12 protein-coding genes and 3 pseudogenes are annotated in these 17,009 nt (G+C 71.5%); 10 read left to right on the top strand and 5 right to left on the bottom strand.

Annotated elements, in window-relative coordinates:
- From ACTMS9_RS28265 to ACTMS9_RS28255, 3 genes and pseudogenes are all read left to right on the top strand, one after another.
- Positions 1-285: pseudogene (locus tag ACTMS9_RS28265) on the top strand (hypothetical protein); the annotation flags it as partial.
- Positions 286-803: 518 nt separating this feature from the next.
- Complete coding sequence (locus ACTMS9_RS28260; protein ID WP_441148657.1) at positions 804-1,223, top strand: protein-tyrosine phosphatase family protein; 420 nt, start codon at positions 804-806, stop codon at positions 1,221-1,223.
- 174 nt (positions 1,224-1,397) lie between these two features.
- On the top strand, positions 1,398-1,631 hold the full coding sequence (locus ACTMS9_RS28255) for a hypothetical protein (protein WP_441148656.1): 234 nt from the start codon (positions 1,398-1,400) through the stop codon (positions 1,629-1,631).
- An 18-nt stretch (positions 1,632-1,649) separates the two neighbouring features.
- On the opposite strand, the gene ACTMS9_RS28250 is transcribed toward ACTMS9_RS28255, so the two are convergent.
- Positions 1,650-3,923, bottom strand: a complete 2,274-nt coding sequence (locus tag ACTMS9_RS28250; protein WP_441166424.1) for an ATP-binding cassette domain-containing protein — start codon at positions 3,921-3,923, stop codon at positions 1,650-1,652.
- Positions 3,924-4,039: 116 nt separating this feature from the next.
- Between ACTMS9_RS28250 and ACTMS9_RS28245 the strand changes: the two genes are divergently transcribed.
- The 6 genes from ACTMS9_RS28245 (at position 4,040) to ACTMS9_RS28220 (ending at position 9,833) form a co-directional block, all read left to right on the top strand.
- Positions 4,040-4,774 carry a MerR family transcriptional regulator gene (locus ACTMS9_RS28245; RefSeq protein WP_154936576.1) on the top strand — a complete coding sequence of 245 codons (735 nt, stop codon included), beginning with the start codon at positions 4,040-4,042 and terminating at the stop codon, positions 4,772-4,774.
- A 43-nt stretch (positions 4,775-4,817) separates the two neighbouring features.
- Complete coding sequence (locus ACTMS9_RS28240) at positions 4,818-6,065, top strand: D-alanyl-D-alanine carboxypeptidase family protein (protein WP_441166423.1); 1,248 nt, start codon at positions 4,818-4,820, stop codon at positions 6,063-6,065.
- 74 nt (positions 6,066-6,139) lie between these two features.
- On the top strand, positions 6,140-6,928 hold the full coding sequence (locus tag ACTMS9_RS28235) for a peptidylprolyl isomerase (RefSeq protein ID WP_441166422.1): 789 nt from the start codon (positions 6,140-6,142) through the stop codon (positions 6,926-6,928).
- 105 nt (positions 6,929-7,033) lie between these two features.
- Positions 7,034-8,293: a D-alanyl-D-alanine carboxypeptidase family protein gene (locus ACTMS9_RS28230; RefSeq protein WP_441166421.1), complete on the top strand. Its 1,260-nt coding sequence runs from the start codon at positions 7,034-7,036 to the stop codon at positions 8,291-8,293.
- Complete coding sequence (locus ACTMS9_RS28225) at positions 8,290-9,192, top strand: M15 family metallopeptidase (RefSeq protein WP_441166420.1); 903 nt, start codon at positions 8,290-8,292, stop codon at positions 9,190-9,192. Before ACTMS9_RS28230 ends, ACTMS9_RS28225 begins: the two co-directional genes overlap by 4 nt.
- 140 nt (positions 9,193-9,332) lie before the next feature.
- On the top strand, positions 9,333-9,833 hold the full coding sequence (locus ACTMS9_RS28220) for a DinB family protein (RefSeq protein WP_441148765.1): 501 nt from the start codon (positions 9,333-9,335) through the stop codon (positions 9,831-9,833).
- A 20-nt stretch (positions 9,834-9,853) separates the two neighbouring features.
- On the opposite strand, the pseudogene ACTMS9_RS28215 reads toward ACTMS9_RS28220, so the two are convergent.
- Positions 9,854-10,402, bottom strand: a pseudogene (locus ACTMS9_RS28215) (alpha/beta hydrolase); the annotation flags it as partial.
- A 50-nt stretch (positions 10,403-10,452) separates the two neighbouring features.
- Between ACTMS9_RS28215 and ACTMS9_RS28210 the strand changes: the two are divergent.
- Positions 10,453-11,653, top strand: a pseudogene (locus tag ACTMS9_RS28210) (IS110 family transposase).
- A 44-nt stretch (positions 11,654-11,697) separates the two neighbouring features.
- Here the strand turns inward: ACTMS9_RS28210 and ACTMS9_RS28205 are convergent.
- From ACTMS9_RS28205 to ACTMS9_RS28195, 3 genes are read right to left on the bottom strand one after another with little or no spacing between them, the layout of a single operon-like run.
- Positions 11,698-15,111 (bottom strand): NUDIX domain-containing protein, encoded by a 3,414-nt coding sequence (locus ACTMS9_RS28205; RefSeq protein ID WP_441166419.1) that lies wholly within the window; start codon positions 15,109-15,111, stop codon positions 11,698-11,700.
- A gap of 50 nt (positions 15,112-15,161) precedes the next feature.
- Positions 15,162-15,749, bottom strand: a complete 588-nt coding sequence (locus ACTMS9_RS28200; RefSeq protein ID WP_441148650.1) for a hypothetical protein — start codon at positions 15,747-15,749, stop codon at positions 15,162-15,164.
- Between the two features lie 28 nt (positions 15,750-15,777).
- Entirely contained in the window at positions 15,778-16,707 is a 930-nt protein-coding gene (locus ACTMS9_RS28195; protein ID WP_441166418.1) for a CehA/McbA family metallohydrolase, read from the bottom strand.
- Positions 16,708-17,009 lie beyond the last annotated feature (302 nt).

The raw sequence follows: 17,009 nt of genomic DNA, 5'->3' as shown, positions 1-17,009 counted from the left end.
GAGTCGAAGCTGGAGAACCTGGGTCACCTGGGTGAGCGCAACGACCACGACTCGCAGGGCCTGTTCCAGCAGCGCCCGTCCAGCGGTTGGGGCACCGTTGAGCAGATCACCGACCCCGAGTACTCGACGATGGCGTTCCTGAAGGGTCTGAAGCAGGTCGACGGCTGGAAGGACATGCCGCTGACCAAGGCCGCGCAGACCGTGCAGGTCTCGGCCTACCCGGACCACTACGCGCAGTGGGAGAAGCAGGCCGCCGACCTGGTCGCCAAGCACTGGAACAACTGACACGTGAACGACACGCTGGCCGGCACCCCCGAGCGGGGTGCCGGCCAGCGGCATGTCCGCCCGGGAGCCAACCCCGTCCGACGGAATCTTGGACACTTACCGTCCCGTCGGAACGACAACTCTGGGAGTTCGGGCCGGCGAGGCCTGCGCGGAGGCTGCCCGCGGCGGGGGTGTGGCCCGCCGTGACCGGCGCAGGGATCAAGCCTGACCGCCCGGAGCCGGGCACGGCGGGCCACACCACCCACCGACCACCGCAACCCACGCACGGAACAAGCAGGTGGCGCGCGTCACCAGGACGGGTGGAAGACCCGGAGCGGGTAGCCTGTTGAGTCAGGTGTCGGTGTGTCCAGTGTCCCCGGGCCTCACCTAAATTGCCTTCGCGGAATACCGTTCGGCTGGAGCCGCGTCGTGCCACTCGCCGAGAGGCGACCTGCACACCGACACCCCAGCGCCGCCCCCGACCCACCAGGGCCGGGGGCGGCGCTGTTTCGTACGCCCCGGACGGCAGAATCACCCGGGTGGACTGGTCCGAGACGACCGGGGCGGTCGTACTGCCCAGCGGCGCGACCGTGCGGGGTCGCCGCGTCGGCGATCCCGCCTCGCCCGCCGACTTCACCCTGCTCCTGGCCCCGGGCCCGGCACCGGCCTGGCCGCACCGCCGGATCCGGTGGCCCGACTTCTGGTTGCCGCTCGACCACGCCGACGCCCTCGACGCGCTTGCCGAGGCCCTGCGCCGGGCGCACGACGGCGCACGGGTCGAGGTGGCGTGCCGGGGCGGTGTCGGCCGGACCGGGACGGCGCTGGCCGCCCTGGCGATCCTGGACGGCCTCCCGCCGGACCGGGCGGTGGGCTGGGTACGCGAGCGGTACCACCCGCGGGCGGTGGAGACCCCCTGGCAGCGGCGCTGGCTGCGCCGGCTGGATGACGTCGGCGCGTGACCCGGCGGGCGGTGCATCGGCTGTGGTACTGGTTACCTCGGCGGTTCCCGCAGCTCAGGGCGGGTACAACCGGGCCACGATGATCAGCCGCGCCACCGGTCGGCGCGGCACCAGGGCCGGCGGCGGGCGACGGTCGCCGTCCCTGGTCGCTCTCCACGCAAGGCAGGTACCACCATGGCCGCAGCCGACCCCCGCTACCGGGGTACGCACCGCCGCCCGCTGCCCACCCCCGGCCACCTCGGACGGGTCACCCTCTCGCTGGCGGTGCTCAGCGTGCTGGCGACGCTGTTCCTGGACGTCTTCCTGGTGACCGCCGCGCTGTCCATGCTGATGGTCGGCCCGGTGGTGCTGGTCGTGCAGCGGTGGCGGGACCGGGCCGGCGCCGAGGAGCCGGTGACCACGGGCTGAACCGGTCCGCCCGCAGCGCTACCCGCCGACGTACTCGCGCAGGTGGCGAGCGGTGAGGGTGTCGCCCTGCGCGACCAACTCGGCGGGGGTGCCGGTGAACACGATCCGGCCGCCGTCGTGCCCGGCCCCGGGGCCGAGGTCGATGATCCAGTCGGCGTGCGCCATGACCGCCTGGTGGTGCTCGATGACGATCACCGTGTTGCCGTCGTCGACGAGCCGGTCCAGCAGGGCCAGCAGTTGGTCGACGTCGGCCAGGTGCAGGCCGGTGGTGGGTTCGTCCAGCACGTACGTGCTCGACTTCTCCGCCATGCGGATGGCCAGCTTCAACCGTTGCCGCTCGCCCCCGGAGAGGGTGGTCAGCGGCTGACCGAGGCTGAGGTAGCCCAGGCCCACGTCGGCCAGCCGGTCCAGCACGGCGCGGGCCTGGCCGCCGGGGAAGAACTCCCGGGCCTCGGTGACCGACATGGCGAGGACGTCGCTGATGTTCTTCCCGCGCAGCGTGTACGTCAGCACCTCGTCGGTGTAGCGGCGCCCCTCGCAGCTCTCGCACACCGAGGCGACGCCGGCCATCATCGCCAGGTCGGTGTAGACCAGCCCGATGCCCTTGCAGGTCGGGCAGGCGCCCTCGGAGTTGGCGCTGAACAGGGCCGCCTTGACCCCGTTGGCCTTGGCGAAGGCGGTGCGGATCGGGTCGAGCAGCCCGGTGTAGGTGGCCGGGTTGCTGCGTCGGGAACCCCGGATGGGGGACTGGTCCACCACGACCACCCCGCTGCGGCGCGGCAGCGAGCCGTGGATCAGGGAGCTCTTGCCCGAGCCGGCCACCCCGGTGACCACGGTGAGCACCCCGAGCGGGATGTCGACGTCGACGTCGCGCAGGTTGTGCAGGTCGGCGCCGCGGATCGGCAGCTGCCCGGTCGGACGGCGTACCGGGTCGCGGAGGGTGACCCGGTGGTCGAGGTGACGCCCGGTGAGGGTGTCGGCGCGGCGCAGGCCGGCGACGTCGCCGGTGTAGCAGATGCGGCCGCCGGCCGAGCCGGCGCCGGGCCCGAGGTCGACGACGTGGTCGGCGATCGCGATGGTCTCCGGCTTGTGCTCCACGACCAGCACCGTGTTGCCCTTGTCGCGCAGGCGCAGCAGCAGGTCGTTCATCCGAGCGATGTCGTGCGGGTGCAGCCCGACGGTCGGCTCGTCGAAGACGTACGTCACGTCGGAGAGGCTGGAGCCCAGGTGCCGGACCATCTTCACCCGTTGCGCCTCGCCCCCGGAGAGGGTCGCCGACTCCCGGTCGAGGCTGAGGTAGCCGAGCCCGATCTCCACCAGCGAGTCGAGCGTCTCGCGCAGGGTGGCCACCAGCGGAGCCACCGACGGGTCGTCCACGGCGCGGATGAACTCCGCCAGGTCGCTGATCTGCATGGCGGAGCACTCGGCGATGTTGCGTCCGGCGATCCGCGAGGAGAGCGCCGCCGGGTTGAGCCGGGCGCCGCCGCAGTCGGCGCAGGTGGTGAAGGTGACCGCCCGGTCCACGAACGCCCGGATGTGCGGCTGCATCGACTCGCGGTCCTTGGTCAGGTAGATCCGGCGCACCTTCACCGCCAGCCCCTCGTACGTCCAGTTGTTGCTGCCCACCTTGATCTTCGTGGCCGGCTTGTGCAGGAAGTCCTGCCACTGCTGCGGGCTGTAGTCCTGCAGCTTGGTGTCGGGGTCGAACAGGCCGGAGCCGACGATGGTCTGCCAGTACCAGGAGTCGACGGCGAAGTTCGGCACCAGGATCGCCCCGTCGTTGAGCGACCGCTCCACGTCGACCATCGCGTGCAGGTCGAGGTCGGCGACCCGGCCCAGCCCCTCGCAGGTCGGGCACATCCCCTCGGGGAGGTTGAAGCTGAACGCGCCGGCCGGCCCGACGTGCGGCTGCCCGAGCCGGCTGAACACGATCCGCAGCATCGCGTACGCGTCGGTCGCCGTGCCGACCGTCGAGCGGGAGTTGGCGCCCATCCGCTCCTGGTCGACGACGATTGCCGCGCTCAGGTTGCGCAGCGCGTCCACGTCCGGCCGGCTCAGGCTCGGCATGAAGGTCTGCAGGAAGGCGCTGTACGTCTCGTTGATCAGGCGTTGCGACTCGGCGGCGATGGTGCCGAAGACCAGGGACGACTTCCCGGATCCGGAGACCCCGGTGAAGACGGTGAGTCGGCGCTTGGGGATGTCGACCGAGACCCCGGTGAGGTTGTTCTCCCGGGCACCTCGTACCTCGATGACGTCGTGGCTGTCGGCGGCGTTCCGCGCTGGCTGCTCCATGGGTTCGATCGTCTCATTGATGTTCCCATGTAAACTCCGGCGCCAATCTGCCGAGCAGCGTCGCGAGATGTGGGAGGGAAAGTCTCAAACGGCGTGGCAGGCGATAGGGTGACCCGGTGAAGGACGGGCGGTTGCGGGTGGTCGACGTCGCGGCCACCGCCGGGATCTCCACCCAGCAGGTGCGCAACTATCTCGACGAGGGGGTCCTGCCTCCGGTCGAGCGCACCCCGAGCGGCTACCGGGTGTTCACCGTCGCGCACGTGCGCGCGCTCGCCGTGCTGCGCCGGATGGCCGAGGGGCATGGCTGGGCGCGTACCCGGGAGGTGATGCTCGCGGTCCACCGGGGCGACCTGGCGGCGGCGCTGACGGCGCTGGACGCCGGCCACGCCGAACTGGACCGCGAGCGGACCGAGATCCGTCGCGTCCTGGGCGCCTTCGAGACGGTGGTGGTCAGCCCGCCGGTCGTGGTGCCCGCACCCCGGCGCGGTGCCCGGATCGGCGAGGTCGCGGACCTGGTCGGCGTCCGCACCTCCCAGCTCCGGCTGTGGGAGGAGCGGGGGCTGCTGCGGCCGGCGCGCGAACCGGGCACGAGCTACCGGCTGTACGACGCGGCGGAGCTGCGCGCCGCGCAGGTCGTCGCGCTGCTGCGCCGGGGCGGCTACCCCTTCGAGATCGTGACGGCGGTCCTCGACGAGATGCGCACCAGCGGCCGGCCGCAACGGGTGCACGCCGAGCTGGCCCGGCGCGAGCAGGACCTGCACCGGCGCAGCCTGCGGCGACTGCGCGCCTCGGCCACCCTGTACGACTACCTCGCCGAGATCGGGCTGGCCGGCTCCGGGCTGCCCGGGTGAGGCGTGCCGGGCCCGCCGGCCGGCCTCGGTATGGTGCCTGACCATGAGAGCCCGGGTCCTGGCCGCCGCCACCGTCGCCGTACTCCTCAGCACCGGGACCGCCGTCCCGGCGGACGCCGCGCCGCCGACGGCCCTGGCTCCCGGCGTGACCGCGCCCTGCCCGAAGCTGCCGACGCCGGCGGTGACCCGCCCGCCCCGCCCGACCCCGCCGGAACCGGTGCCCGCGCAGCGCGCGGTCGGCGGGGAGGCGCTGGCCACCTCCGGCCTGGTCGTGCCGCCCGGCACGCCGGCGCCGCCGCCGGTCACCGCGACCTCCTGGCTGGTCGCGGACCTGGACAGCGGCGCGGTGCTCGGCGGCTGCGGCCCGCACGAGTACGCCACCCCGGCGAGCGTGCAGAAGCTGCTGCTGGCCGCCACCATGCTGCCGAAGCTGGACCCGAAGCAGGTGGCCACGGTGACCCGCGAGGACCTGGACATCGAGCCCGGCAGCTCCGCGGTGGGCCTGCTGGTGGGCGGCCGGTACGCGGTGGAGACGGTCTGGCTCGGGCTGCTGCTCCAGTCCGGCAACGAGGCGGCGAACCTGCTGGCCCGGCTCGGCGCCGGCAGCACGGAGGCCGGGGTGCGGGAGATGAACGCCGAGGCGCGCCGGCTGGGCGCGTTGCAGACCCACGCGGTGACCCCGTCCGGCCTGGACGGCCCGGGCCAGTTCACCAGCGCCTACGACCTGGCGCTGATCGCCCGGGTCTGCTTCGCCAACCCCACCTTCCGGCGGTACGCGCTGACCGAGCGCGCCCAGATCCCCGCCCAGCCCGCCCTGCGCAAGCGCGGCTTCCAGATCCAGAACGAGAACCCGCTGATCTACGACTACCCGGGTGCGCTCGGTGGCAAGACCGGCTTCACCGACCTGGCCCGGCACACCTACGTCGGCGCGGCCGAGCGGAACGGCCGGCGGCTGGTGGTCACCCTGCTGGGCGCCGAACGACGGCCGGTACGGGCCTGGGAGCAGGGCGCCCGGCTGCTCGACTGGGGCTTCTCGCTGCCGCCGGACTCCTCCGTGGGCCGGCTGGTGGAGCCGGGGGAGGTCAGCGAGGACGGCGCCGCTGCGAGCCCGTCGGCGGCCCCGGACGCCGGGGCGGCCGTGGCCGCCGGCCGGTCGTCCGGTGGCGCCCCGGAGTGGCTCGGCGGGGCGGTGGTCGGCGGCTCGGCGGGGCTGGTCGGGCTGCTCGCCGCCCTGCTGGCGGTCGGGCGACGCCGTCGCCGGCCCCGGCGGCGCGCGGTCCAGTGGGATTGACCGACGTCGACAACCGGCCGACACCTCCATAGACTCCGGTCTTTCTGGTACCACGAGTCCAGGGAGGACCCCACGTGTCGAGCGAACCCCGACCGCCCGCCACCCCGCCGCGGCTGTCCGTGGCCCCGACGCTGCGCCGCCTCGCCGGCGTGACGCTGGCCTCGGCCGCGCTGGTCGTCGCCGGCGGCACCGCCGCGGTCGCCGCGCCGGGCACCGACGCGTCCGCGCCGCCGCGGACGACCAACGGGCCGTGCGCGTACACCGAGACGCCCGACGAGCCCGCGGCCCGGCCGGTGCCGTTGCCCCCGGACCCCCGGCGTACGCCGGACCGGGGCACCGTGCGGGTCACCCTGCGCACCAACCAGGGCCCGATCGGGCTGACCCTGGACCGGGAGCAGGCCCCGTGCACCGTGCAGAGCTTCCTGCACCTGGCCCGGCACCGGTTCTACGACCGCACGTCCTGCCACCGGCTGACCGCGTACCCGACGCTCAAGGTGCTCCAGTGCGGTGACCCGTCCGGCACCGGCGAGGGCGGCCCCGGCTACCGGTACGCCGACGAGCTGCCCACCGACCTGCCGCCGGCGCCGACCGACCCGACCGGCGTCCGCCGGCTCTACGCGCGCGGCACCCTGGCCATGGCCAACGCCGGGCCGGACACCAACGGCAGCCAGTTCTTCCTGGTGCAGGCCGACTCGGCGCTGCGCCCCAACTACACGGTCTTCGGCTCGGTCGACGCGGCCGGTCTCGCCACCCTCGACCGGATCGCCGCCGGCGGGATCGCACCCACCCCGGAGGACCCGGCGCCGGTCGACGGCGCGCCCGCCCAGCCGGTGGAGATCTGCAAGGTCGCCCGGCGGCACTGACCCGGACGCGGCGGGGCCGGGATCCTAGCGGCCCGGCCCCGCCCGCCGGCGGTGATTCCGCGGAAGGGGGGAGCGGACCGCCGCGCCTCACTACCGTGCGACAGAGTGAGAGTCACCAGTCGGATCATCGCCGCCGTCGCCGTCGTCCTGCTGTCGCCGGCCGGCACCCCGGCCGTCGCCGCCCCCGCCCGCACCGCCCCCGCCACCACCGGGACCGGCGCCGTCACGACCGGCCCGTGCCCGCCGGTACCCTCGGTGTCCCGGCCGCCCCGGCCGGCACCACCCCGGGCGGACCCGGCGCAACGGGCCGTCGGCGGGGCCGCCCTGGCCACCCCGGGCCTGGTGACGCCCGCCGGGTCGCCCGCACCGCCGGCCGTGCCGGCGACCTCGTGGCTGGTCGCGGACCTGGACAGCGGCGCCGTGCTCGGCGGCTGCGGCCCCCACGAGTACGCCACCCCGGCGAGCGTGCAGAAGCTGCTGCTCGCCGCCACCATGCTGCCCCGACTCGACCCCCGGCAGGTCGTCACCGTCACCGCCGGGGACCTCGACATCGAACCGGGCAGCTCCGCGGTGGGGCTCGTTGAGGGGGGTCGCTACCGGATCGAGACGATCTGGCTGGGGCTGCTGCTGAAGTCCGGCAACGAGGCGGCCAACGCCCTCGCCCGGCTCGGCGGCGGCCCCGACGGACAGGCCGGCGGCATCCGGGCGATGAACGCGGAGGCCCACCGCCTGGGCGCGTTGCAGACCCACGCGGTGACCCCCTCCGGGCTGGACGGTCCCGGCCAGTTCACCAGCGCCTACGACCTGGCCCTGATCGCCCGGGCCTGCTTCGCCGACGCCAACTTCCGCCGCTACGACGCCACCCGGGAGGCGGTCGTGCCCGCGCAGCCGGCGCTGCGGGAGAAGGCGTTCCAGATCCAGAACGACAACCAGCTGCTCTACCGCTATCCGGGCGCGCTCGGCGGCAAGACCGGCTACACCGACCTGGCCCGGCACACCTATGTCGGCGCCGCGGAGCGCAACGGGCGGCGGCTGGTGGTGACCCTGCTCGGCGCGGAGGCGACCGACCGGCGCGGCTGGGAGCAGGGCGCCGCGCTGCTGGACTGGGGCTTCGCGCTGCCCCGCGCCGCCGCCGTCGGCCGGCTGGTACGCCCCGGTGAGCTGGCCTCGCCGCTGCCCACGGCCACCGGCACCCCGCCGCCGCTGGCCGCGGCGGGCGGACCGACGCGGGTGGACCCGCTCGGACACCGGTGGGCGCGGCCCGGGCCGCTCGCCGGGGCGGCGCTGCTGCTGCTCGGGGCGACGGTCGTCGGCGCGCTGGCCGGGCGGCGTCGCCGGCGGGCGGCCGCGGGGCGCCGGGCGTGACGTCCGCCCGGGCCCGCACCCGCGCGGTGACACCGGCGTCCCGGGAGCGGCCCGGCGCGGTGCCGCCGTCCGGCGCGGGGCGGTTCGCCCGGGCGCTGGCCCTGCTGCTGGCGGTGGGGGCGGTCGCCGGCTGCCAGCGGCCTCCCGGCCCGGCACCGCGGCCCAGCGCGGTCACGCCGTCGCCGAGCGGCTCACCCGCCCCGGCCGACTTCGTGCTGCTCTCCGAGGTCGACCCGAGCATCTCGGTGGACATCCGGTACGCCACCGCGCACAACTTCGTCGGCCGGCCGATCGACGGCTACCCCGAACCGCTCTGCCTGCTCACCCGCACCGCGGCCGAGGCGCTGCGCCGGGTGCAGACCGCCGCCCGCGCCCAGGGCCGCAGCCTGCGGGTGTACGACTGCTACCGGCCCCAACGGGCGGCCGACGACTTCGTCCGCTGGGCGAAGGACCCCGCCGACCAGAAGACGAAGGCCGAGTTCTATCCCCACGTCGCCAAGTCGAAGCTCTTCGACGACGGCTACATCGGCTCGCCCACCTCGCACAGCAGCGGCAGCACCCTCGACCTGACCCTGGAGCCGGTGCCGGCGTCGCCCGGGGCCACGTACCGGCCGGGGCAGTCGCTGGTGGCCTGCACCGCGCCGGCCGGTCAACGCTTCGCCGACGGCGGCGTCGACATGGGCACCGGCTTCGACTGCTTCGACCCCCGGGCCCACACCGACGACCCGCGGGTCACCGGCACGCCGCGCCAGAACCGGCAGCTGCTGCGCCGGCTGATGGAGCAGGCCGGCTTCGTCAACTACGACCGGGAGTGGTGGCACTACCGGTTCGCCGACGAGCCGTACCCGGACACGTACTTCGACTTCCCGGTGGCGGTGTCGTCGCTGCGCCCGCGCTGAGCCCGGGCCGGAGGCGTCCCATGATCCCTTCGAGGGGGGGGGTCGACCCGCCGGGACTAGGCTTCCCGCCGACCCCTGCCAACCCTCGACGGGCCGGTCACCGCCGGCCCGTCGACCGCGTCCGAGGAGCCGTTGTGGAGATGGAACGGATCGGCCCGCCGCTGCGCGCCGGGGAGCGGGAGACGCTGCGCGCGTTCCTCGACTTCCACCGGGCGACCCTGGTGATGAAGTGCCAGGGGCTGTCCGACGAGGAACTGCGGCGTAGGTCCATGCCGCCCTCGACGCTGACCCTGCTCGGCCTGCTGCGGCACATGGCCGAAGTGGAGCGGACCTGGTTCCGGCGGGTGATCGACGCCGAGGACGTGCCGCTGATCTGGTCGGCGACCGGCGACTTCCAGGAGGCGTACGACCCGACCGGCTCGACCGGCGCGGACGCGTTCGAGGTGTGGCAGCGGGAGGTGGAGCACGCCCGCCGGATCGAGCGGGAGGCCGAGTCCCTCGACGTCACCGGGCACCAGGCGCGGTGGGGTGAGGACGTCTCGCTGCGGCTGGTGATGCTGCACATGATCCACGAGTACGCCCGGCACAACGGCCACGCCGACTTCCTCCGCGAGGGCATCGACGGCTCCGTCGGGGTCTGACACCCGCGGCCGTACCCGGCTCAGTGCCGGGCGCTGCCCGGCGCAGGGGCCTCGCCGCCGGTGGGTCGCGCGCCGTCCAGCGGCAGCCAGGCCAGCACGTCACGGATCTTGTCGTCCCAGTACGCCCAGTCGTGGTCGCCGGGGGAGAAGTCCACGGTCACCGGGACGTCGCGCGCCCGGGCCGCCTCGACGAAGCGCAGGTTGTCCTCGTAGAGGAAATCCTCCGTGCCGCAGGCGACGTAGAGCGCGGGCAGCTCGCCGCCGACCCGGTCGAGCAGCGCGACCGTGTCGTCGTCGCTGCCCGGCACCTCCCGGTCGCCCCAGACGGTGTGCCAGACGGCCCGGTCCACCGGCCGGGTCGGGTGGTCGCGGCGGTTGGCCACGTCCAGCGCGCCGGAGAGGCTGGCCGCGGCGGCGAACCGGTCCGGCCGGCGCAGCGCCCACTTCACCGCGCCGTAGCCACCCATCAAAAGGCCGGCGACGAAGGTGTCCTCCCGGCGCTCGGAGAGCCGGAAGAACGACCGGCACACCTGCGGCAGCTCCTCGCTGAGGAACGTCCAGTACCGGTCCGACGCCTGGACCAGCAGCCGAGGAGGCGACGCGGGTGAGGAGGCGTGGGGTGCACGGCGACTACGGCGTGTTCCTCGGTTTGGACGTCGGCAAGGAAGGTCATCACGCGGTCGGGCTGTCTGCGGACGGCAAGCGGCTGCACGACGGGCCGCTGCCGAACACTGAGGTCAGGCTGCGGCAACTGTTCGACAAACTCGGCCGTCACGCTCGGATTCTTGTGGTGGTCGACCAGCCGGCCTCGATCGGCGCCCTGCCGATCGTGGTCGCCCGGGCGTGCGGTCATCAGGTGGCATACCTGCCCGGCCTGGCGATGCGGCGCATCGCTGACCTGCATCCCGGTGCGGCGAAGACCGACGCCCGCGATGCCTACGTCATCGCCGACGCCGCCCGCACCTGCCGCACACACTGCGGCGGGTCGATGTCGGCGACGAAACCTTGGCTGAGCTGGAAGTCTTGGTCGGTTTCGATGACGACCTCGCTGGCGAGGCCACTCGGGTCTCGAATCGGATCCGGGGACTGCTCACGCAGATCCACCCCGCTCTGGAACGGGTCCTCGGCCCGAAAGTGCAGCACAAGGCCGTCCTGGAGCTGCTGTCCCGCTGCGGGGGACCAGCAGGGATGCGCAAGGCAGGCCGACGCAAAACTGCTGTCCATCGCCGGATCCCACGCTCCTCGCCTGGGCGAACGACTGGTCGAGCAGGTCATGACCGCCCTCGACGAGCAGACTGTCACCGTCCCCGGCACCCAGGCTGCGGAGACGATCCTGCCCCGCCTCGCCGACAGCCTCCGCGACATCCTGCGGCAACGCGACCAGGTCGCTGGCGAGGTCGAGAGGATGCTCGATGCGCACCCTCTCGCCTCGGTCCTGACCTCGATGCCCGGCATCGGCGTCAGGACCGCCGCCCGGATCCTCCTCGAAGTCGGCGACGGCACCGCCTTAGCCACCCCCGGCCACCTCGCCGCCTACGCCGGCCTGGCCCCCGTCCCCCGCCGCTCCGGCAGCAGCATCCGCGGCGAACACCCACCCCGAGGCGGCAACAAGCAGCTCAAACGCGCGCTCTTCCCTCGCCGCGTTCGCCGCCCTGGCCGACCCCGCCAGCCGCGCCTACTACGACCGCAAACGTGCCGAAGGCAAACGCCACAAGGCCGCCCTCATCTGCCTCGCCCGACGCCGCTGCGACGTCCTGTTCGCCATGCTCCGCGACAAGATCCCCTACCAGCCACGCCCAACGACCCCCATCCCCGCTTGACGAAACCCATAGGGACACCCCCCGTGGTTGATCAGTGCCTTCGGCTACCGGGTCGGTTCCTCATCCTTGCCGGCTTCCCGGCTCGTCGCCCGTCGGGCTGTCGGTTGGTCGGCGTAACCTTCGGAAGGTTGCCTGGGCAGGGATTGTCGTGTGCTTGTCGGGAACGCTTTCGCTGCAGCAGCCGACGCGGATCGCCCGGTGAGCCGGGGCAGGGGTTTCTGGGAGCCAATTCGTGGCCGAGAGGAAGCCTCCAACCGGCTGGCTTCCCCTGGCGAACGCGGCGGTGTGGTGATCCTGGATCTTGACGTACGCCAAGCCATGGGTACGTCAGGGCTGTGGATGATCCAGTCGGTCTCGCGGAAGTGGGAGGAGAGGGTTCGGCCGAGCACAGTGGCATCAAACGGCCCGCTGGACTCGAAGATCCCCAGGGACAGCGGTCTGCCCAGCGTCTCTTCCCACCTACGCGCCCAGGCGGCCAGCGCTGGGAGGGTGCCGATCGCGGCCTGTTTGTCTATATATCCGTGGCCGTTCATGAAATCGCCCAGGTAGCGGTGGGAGTGATGGGTCCGCCAGTACGTTCGAGCAGCCCGAACTATGGCAGTGCTGTTGATGTCTAGATCGAAGTCGCTGGGCGCTCGTTCGAGGCCGAGGCGCCACATGGCGTCGTACGGACGGCGCAGGGGACGATCGAGGCTCTCGCCGAACCAGTCTCGGAGACGCTGCGCCGCCATCGGCCTGGCAGTCAAGTCCTCCTCACGTGGCATCGTTTTGTGGCCTCCGGAGAAAAAGCCAGCGCCGGTTCCTTTCAGGCGGATGTCGACCTGAGACGGGTCAATGCCGTCGCGCTCGAGCGCCTCCAGCATCTCCGTGCCGAACCGCTGGTAGAGCTCCGGGGTCATGCCCATGGGCGCCTCACCAGTGAGCATCCACTTCACCTGGACCGGGTTGATGCCCAGGAAGTCGAGGTCACGCCTTGTGATGGCGTAACCGGAGTCATCCCGCGGCCACCAGCTTGGCAGCTCCTCCTCGCCGTCGAGGATCCGAATGATCTGGCTGTCGATGGGGTCCGCAGGGTCCAGCTGGGCCGTAATGGTGAGGGGACGCCAATGATCAGGAGCGTCCGACACCGGCTCCTTCTCTGCGTCACTCGGAGGGGTCTCCGCAGCACCTTCCAGGGAAGGGGCGCCGAGGGCGACGCTGCTCGCTGTGGTTTGCTCTGCCGCTGCTGCCGGGGTGTTGCCGGTGAAGACGCCGTCTAGCGTGACGAGGCTGTCGCCCGGCAGGGTGACCAGCTCCTTCTGTGCGAAGTAGCCTATGCCCGTCATGGGGATGGACAGGACGTCCTGCGCCGGCTTGCGATCAACCAAAATCACTGCACGGCCGCCACGCTTCTCCAGCCAGTCGGCGACGATCTGACGGTCTGCGGCCCAGCTCGCTAGCGGCCGCTGACGTGCCTCGAAGGTGTCTCCGACGTTGAGTCCAGCCCAGTCTGGCTGCGCTGATCCCTCTTCCCAGGTCAGCGCCCGGTAGGCGATGACCTCGGTGATGCCGCGGCTGGCAAGGGTCTCCTGCGTCATCTCGTACTGGCTGCGTAGGAAGTCCCGCAGCGCGTCGCGGTTGTAGTCGAGTTCCAGGGCGACAGCGTCGCGCGTCTTGGGATCCATCCGCCACTCCAGAACACCCGCCAGCCCGAACTCCTCTTTGGCGGCTTCCTGCAGGGCCAGCACCCGCACGTTGTTGTTGGAGCCGTACGACCAGGAACTCATCAGCTCGCTGACCGCGATCCAGCGGACGAGGGTTTCGGCGCGCGGATCGTCCATGCGCACCACCTTGCTCGGGGCGTGCCGAGGGTCCGCCGGGTTGAGCTCGTCGAAAAGGAGGACATCAGCTCCCATCGACGGGTACTGCTCGTTGTGCGGCACGAGCACGTAGCGGCCGTCTCCTAACCGGTGTCCCATGTCGGTACCGACGACCAGGCCGAACGCCGCAAGAACGAGTTCGGGCGTGGACGACCGCATCCGGTCGGCGAGGGCCTGGATGGCGATGGTCTTGGCCTGAGGCGTGTCGGTGATACGGCCGTTGTCGGTCAGCAGCGCCTCGGCGATCTGCTGATGCCGGGTCCGTTCCTGCGAGTCGGGTGGCGGTGCCAGAGGGTAGTGCCGCTCAGGCATCGGGTCGGGAAGTGTGACCTTGCCGCCAGGTGGCCGGGGCAGCAGGGGAGCTGTGCCGACGGCGTGCTCGGAGACCTGACCGAATCGCTCCATGACAGCGTCGTGCAAGTCGGGCCGACCGAGCTGCTCGAAGAGGGGGCGTAGGCCGTCGAGCTGCCGTCCCATGATCTCGATATCTGCAGTGGGGATCGGGTTGTCCACCCAGGAGAACACGTGCGGCTCAACCTGGCGGTAGAAGACGCGGACAAAGGGGTTGTCAGCGTCGGGGAAAGCGCCGTGCGAGGTGGCTGCCTTGGTTGCCGTGATGAGGCTTTGCTGTTCTCCGACGAGAACCTGGTCGACGGTGAGGCCATGAGTAGCGGTCAACGCGTAGTAGAGGCCGAGGAACACGCCGTCGCGGGTGGCCGGCATCCCTCCATCTGCCAGGTCAGTGAGGCTTCCGTAACGGGCGGACGCCGGCTGGCCGGGCATGTGATCGGTGTAGAGCTCCTGAGGCCCCAGCGGGTACGAAAGCGGAACTCGGGCGCCTACCGCTCGGCCGACGTACGCGTCGAGCACCTTGAGCCTGGCGTCCTCGGTCCGTAGGTACTCCTCATACAGAGCGAAGGTGCCGTCGCTGAAGGTGACCAGCTCTCTGCGTGAGATGCCCTCACCACTGTCAAGCGCTTCTCGCGCGAGCACCTGGGCGCCAGTCGCCGGATGCGTCGGCAGCGGAAGTTCCCCGTCGGGCCGTGCGGCAGGGGCGGCCGGCGGCGTAGGCGACTCGACGGCCAGCACCGCGTCGAGCGCCGTCCGGACCTTCGGCCAGCTCCCCGAAAAGCCAGAATGAAGATTCAGGTCCTGGACTTCCGAGAGCGGCACCCAGGCCAGTGCCACCGACTCGCCCTCGACCCCCTGCACCGGCTCGGGTCGGTCGAGCGAGACGATGACGGTGTCATACGACCAGCCGCCGTGGTCGTCTCGGACCACACGCTCGATACGGGCATGGGTGGGATCGAAGTCGCTCTCCTCCGTTGCCTCGCGGAGTGCGGCCTCGGCCGCCGACTCGTGGCTGTCCCGTGCGCCGCCAAGAAGCGCCCAGGTTCCTCCTTGGTCGGTGCTCGCGCCTCGATAGTGCATCAGGACGTGCACCTCGCCGTCCGCGGCACGGTAGACGGGCAGCAACCCGGCGGCGCCGAATCGGCCCCAATGCGCGTGCCCCTGTGCGCAGTTGACCCAACTGTCGCCGGCCATCGCGGGAAGGACGAGTTCTCGCCTGGCCGCCTCATTGATCGGCTGCTCGCTCACCTGGCCCCCGTCCAGAGGTGAAACCGCGTCTCGTTCTAGCGCTGCTGGATTTACTTGGCTGTGCCGCGTTCGGCGTCTTCGAGGAAGGACTCAGCTTCCTGCTGAAGATCCGCGGGAGCAGCGCACCATGCAGGGCTGCGCATCACCTCGCGTAGCTTGACTGCCTTCACTTCCTTGGGAGCGTTCTTGCGCAGGCCGACGTGCGGCCATAGTTGATCAAGTTCGGTGTATGGGAGGTCCCAGGAGTGACCGATGGTCGGCTCTGCGGAGCCGGCCGGCTGCCGAGGCGTGACGTGTACTTCGTCGGCGGTGACGGCAGGAGTGATTTCGATGAGGGTGAGGCCGAGTCGTTCGACGACGCCCCGGAGCAGTGCCCGGTGGCCTTCGACCGTATCGGTGGAGGGTGGCTCTCCCTCAAAAAACAGGGTGAACACCCAGCCGGACTCGCCAGTGCGCGCGAGGTCCAGGACGAGACGTGTGCCAGTGGTATCGGTGAAGGAGCGGTGAGCGATGCTCTTCGCCGCTGCGGGTCCGTCGCTGCGAGGAGCGTTTTCAAGCTGGAGTGTGCCGACCAGTCGTTGTAGTTGGTCAGATGCCAGCTCTCCCTGAGAGAGCACTCGGAGCGCGGGCCAAAGCATGAGAGCGTCCTTCTCTCGGTCTTGACGATTACGCCGTGATGGAGGGGGTGCGGCCTGGTGGAAGGTAGATCGGGTTGCTCCAGGCGCGCCGGCCGTGGCTGTCCTCGACCGTGACTCGGCACCACCTGCGCTTGAACATCGCGAGCGGCAGGGAGCACTCGGTCAGTGCCTCGCCTTGGACAACCTTTGCGCCCGGATCCCCGCCGGTGATCAGCACTTTGCGCACGGGTGAGCAGCGCACCGTGATGAGGTCGTCATCGAGCTTTATGTCGTGCAGTTCGGGCCCGGTGCTGGAGTAGTAGTGGCCGGCTTTGAGGGCGGCGAGAAGTGCCTGCGGGTCGAGGGATTCGGCGCGCACTTGAACCCAGGCCGCGCAGCCTGGAGGGTCGTGGGGCTGAAAGTGGGCATCATCGGCAGCGTAAGCGCTCAGCCGGTGTCCTCGGTTGATCAGAACGTCGGCCAGGTGCCAGCTGTCGCCCCGGTCCTCACGTGCTGAGAGCGCGTTGTAGACCTCGACCGCGTGGGCCGCATCGAGGCTCTCGGCATCGGCGGTCGTAAGTAGCGACGCTGCGGGATGGGCCATGCCAATGAACGCGCCAGCGCCTCTGGCTCGGCGGGCTAGCTGCGGCGCGCTCTCGTCGGGCTCGGGTGGAGGGAAGCCGAGTGGCAGCCCCACCGCCAGGATGTGCCACTCCGAGGAAAATTCCGTGCGTGGAGGGTGCAGTTCGGCACCCAGCAGGGTGGTGAACCTGGACGTGCGCAACTGCCGGGTGTCCGTCAGCGGGAAGTTGTACTTGGCTCGGAAGTGGTCGGTGATGGCCAGGAAGTCGTAGCCCGCTTCTCGGTAGCGGCGCGCGATCTCCTCGGGAGGTAGGGCTCCGTCTGAGCGGTCGGAGTGGGTGTGAAGATTGCCCCGCCAGAAGCGACCGGGCTGATTGAAGGGGACAGTCACGTGCATCGCCCGTCGGTCACGTGTCCTCGTTTCAGGTGGCTGCTGCGGGTGTCATCGCGTGCTGTGGTTGGCCTCATGCCGGCGGACACTGTCAGGTGCGCCTGCGTAGCCGCAGTGCCTGCACCGCATCCAGGGGCAGTCGGTGGCGTCGACGGCGGCGTCAGTCACGGATCTTTGAGGACCGAAGCCATGGCGGTGGAGAAGCTGGGGCACAGAGCTGTCGTACTCAAGCGCCATCAGCGCGGCTTCCGCGATCTTGTCGTGACCGCGGATGAAGAAGGAGCCGACGGCAGTGTCCCTACCGCATC

The sequence above is a fragment of the Micromonospora sp. L31 genome, assembly GCF_052068075.1.
GTDB classification, from domain to species: Bacteria; Actinomycetota; Actinomycetes; order Mycobacteriales; family Micromonosporaceae; genus Micromonospora; species Micromonospora purpureochromogenes.
This window is presented reverse-complemented; position numbering and strand designations above follow the sequence as displayed.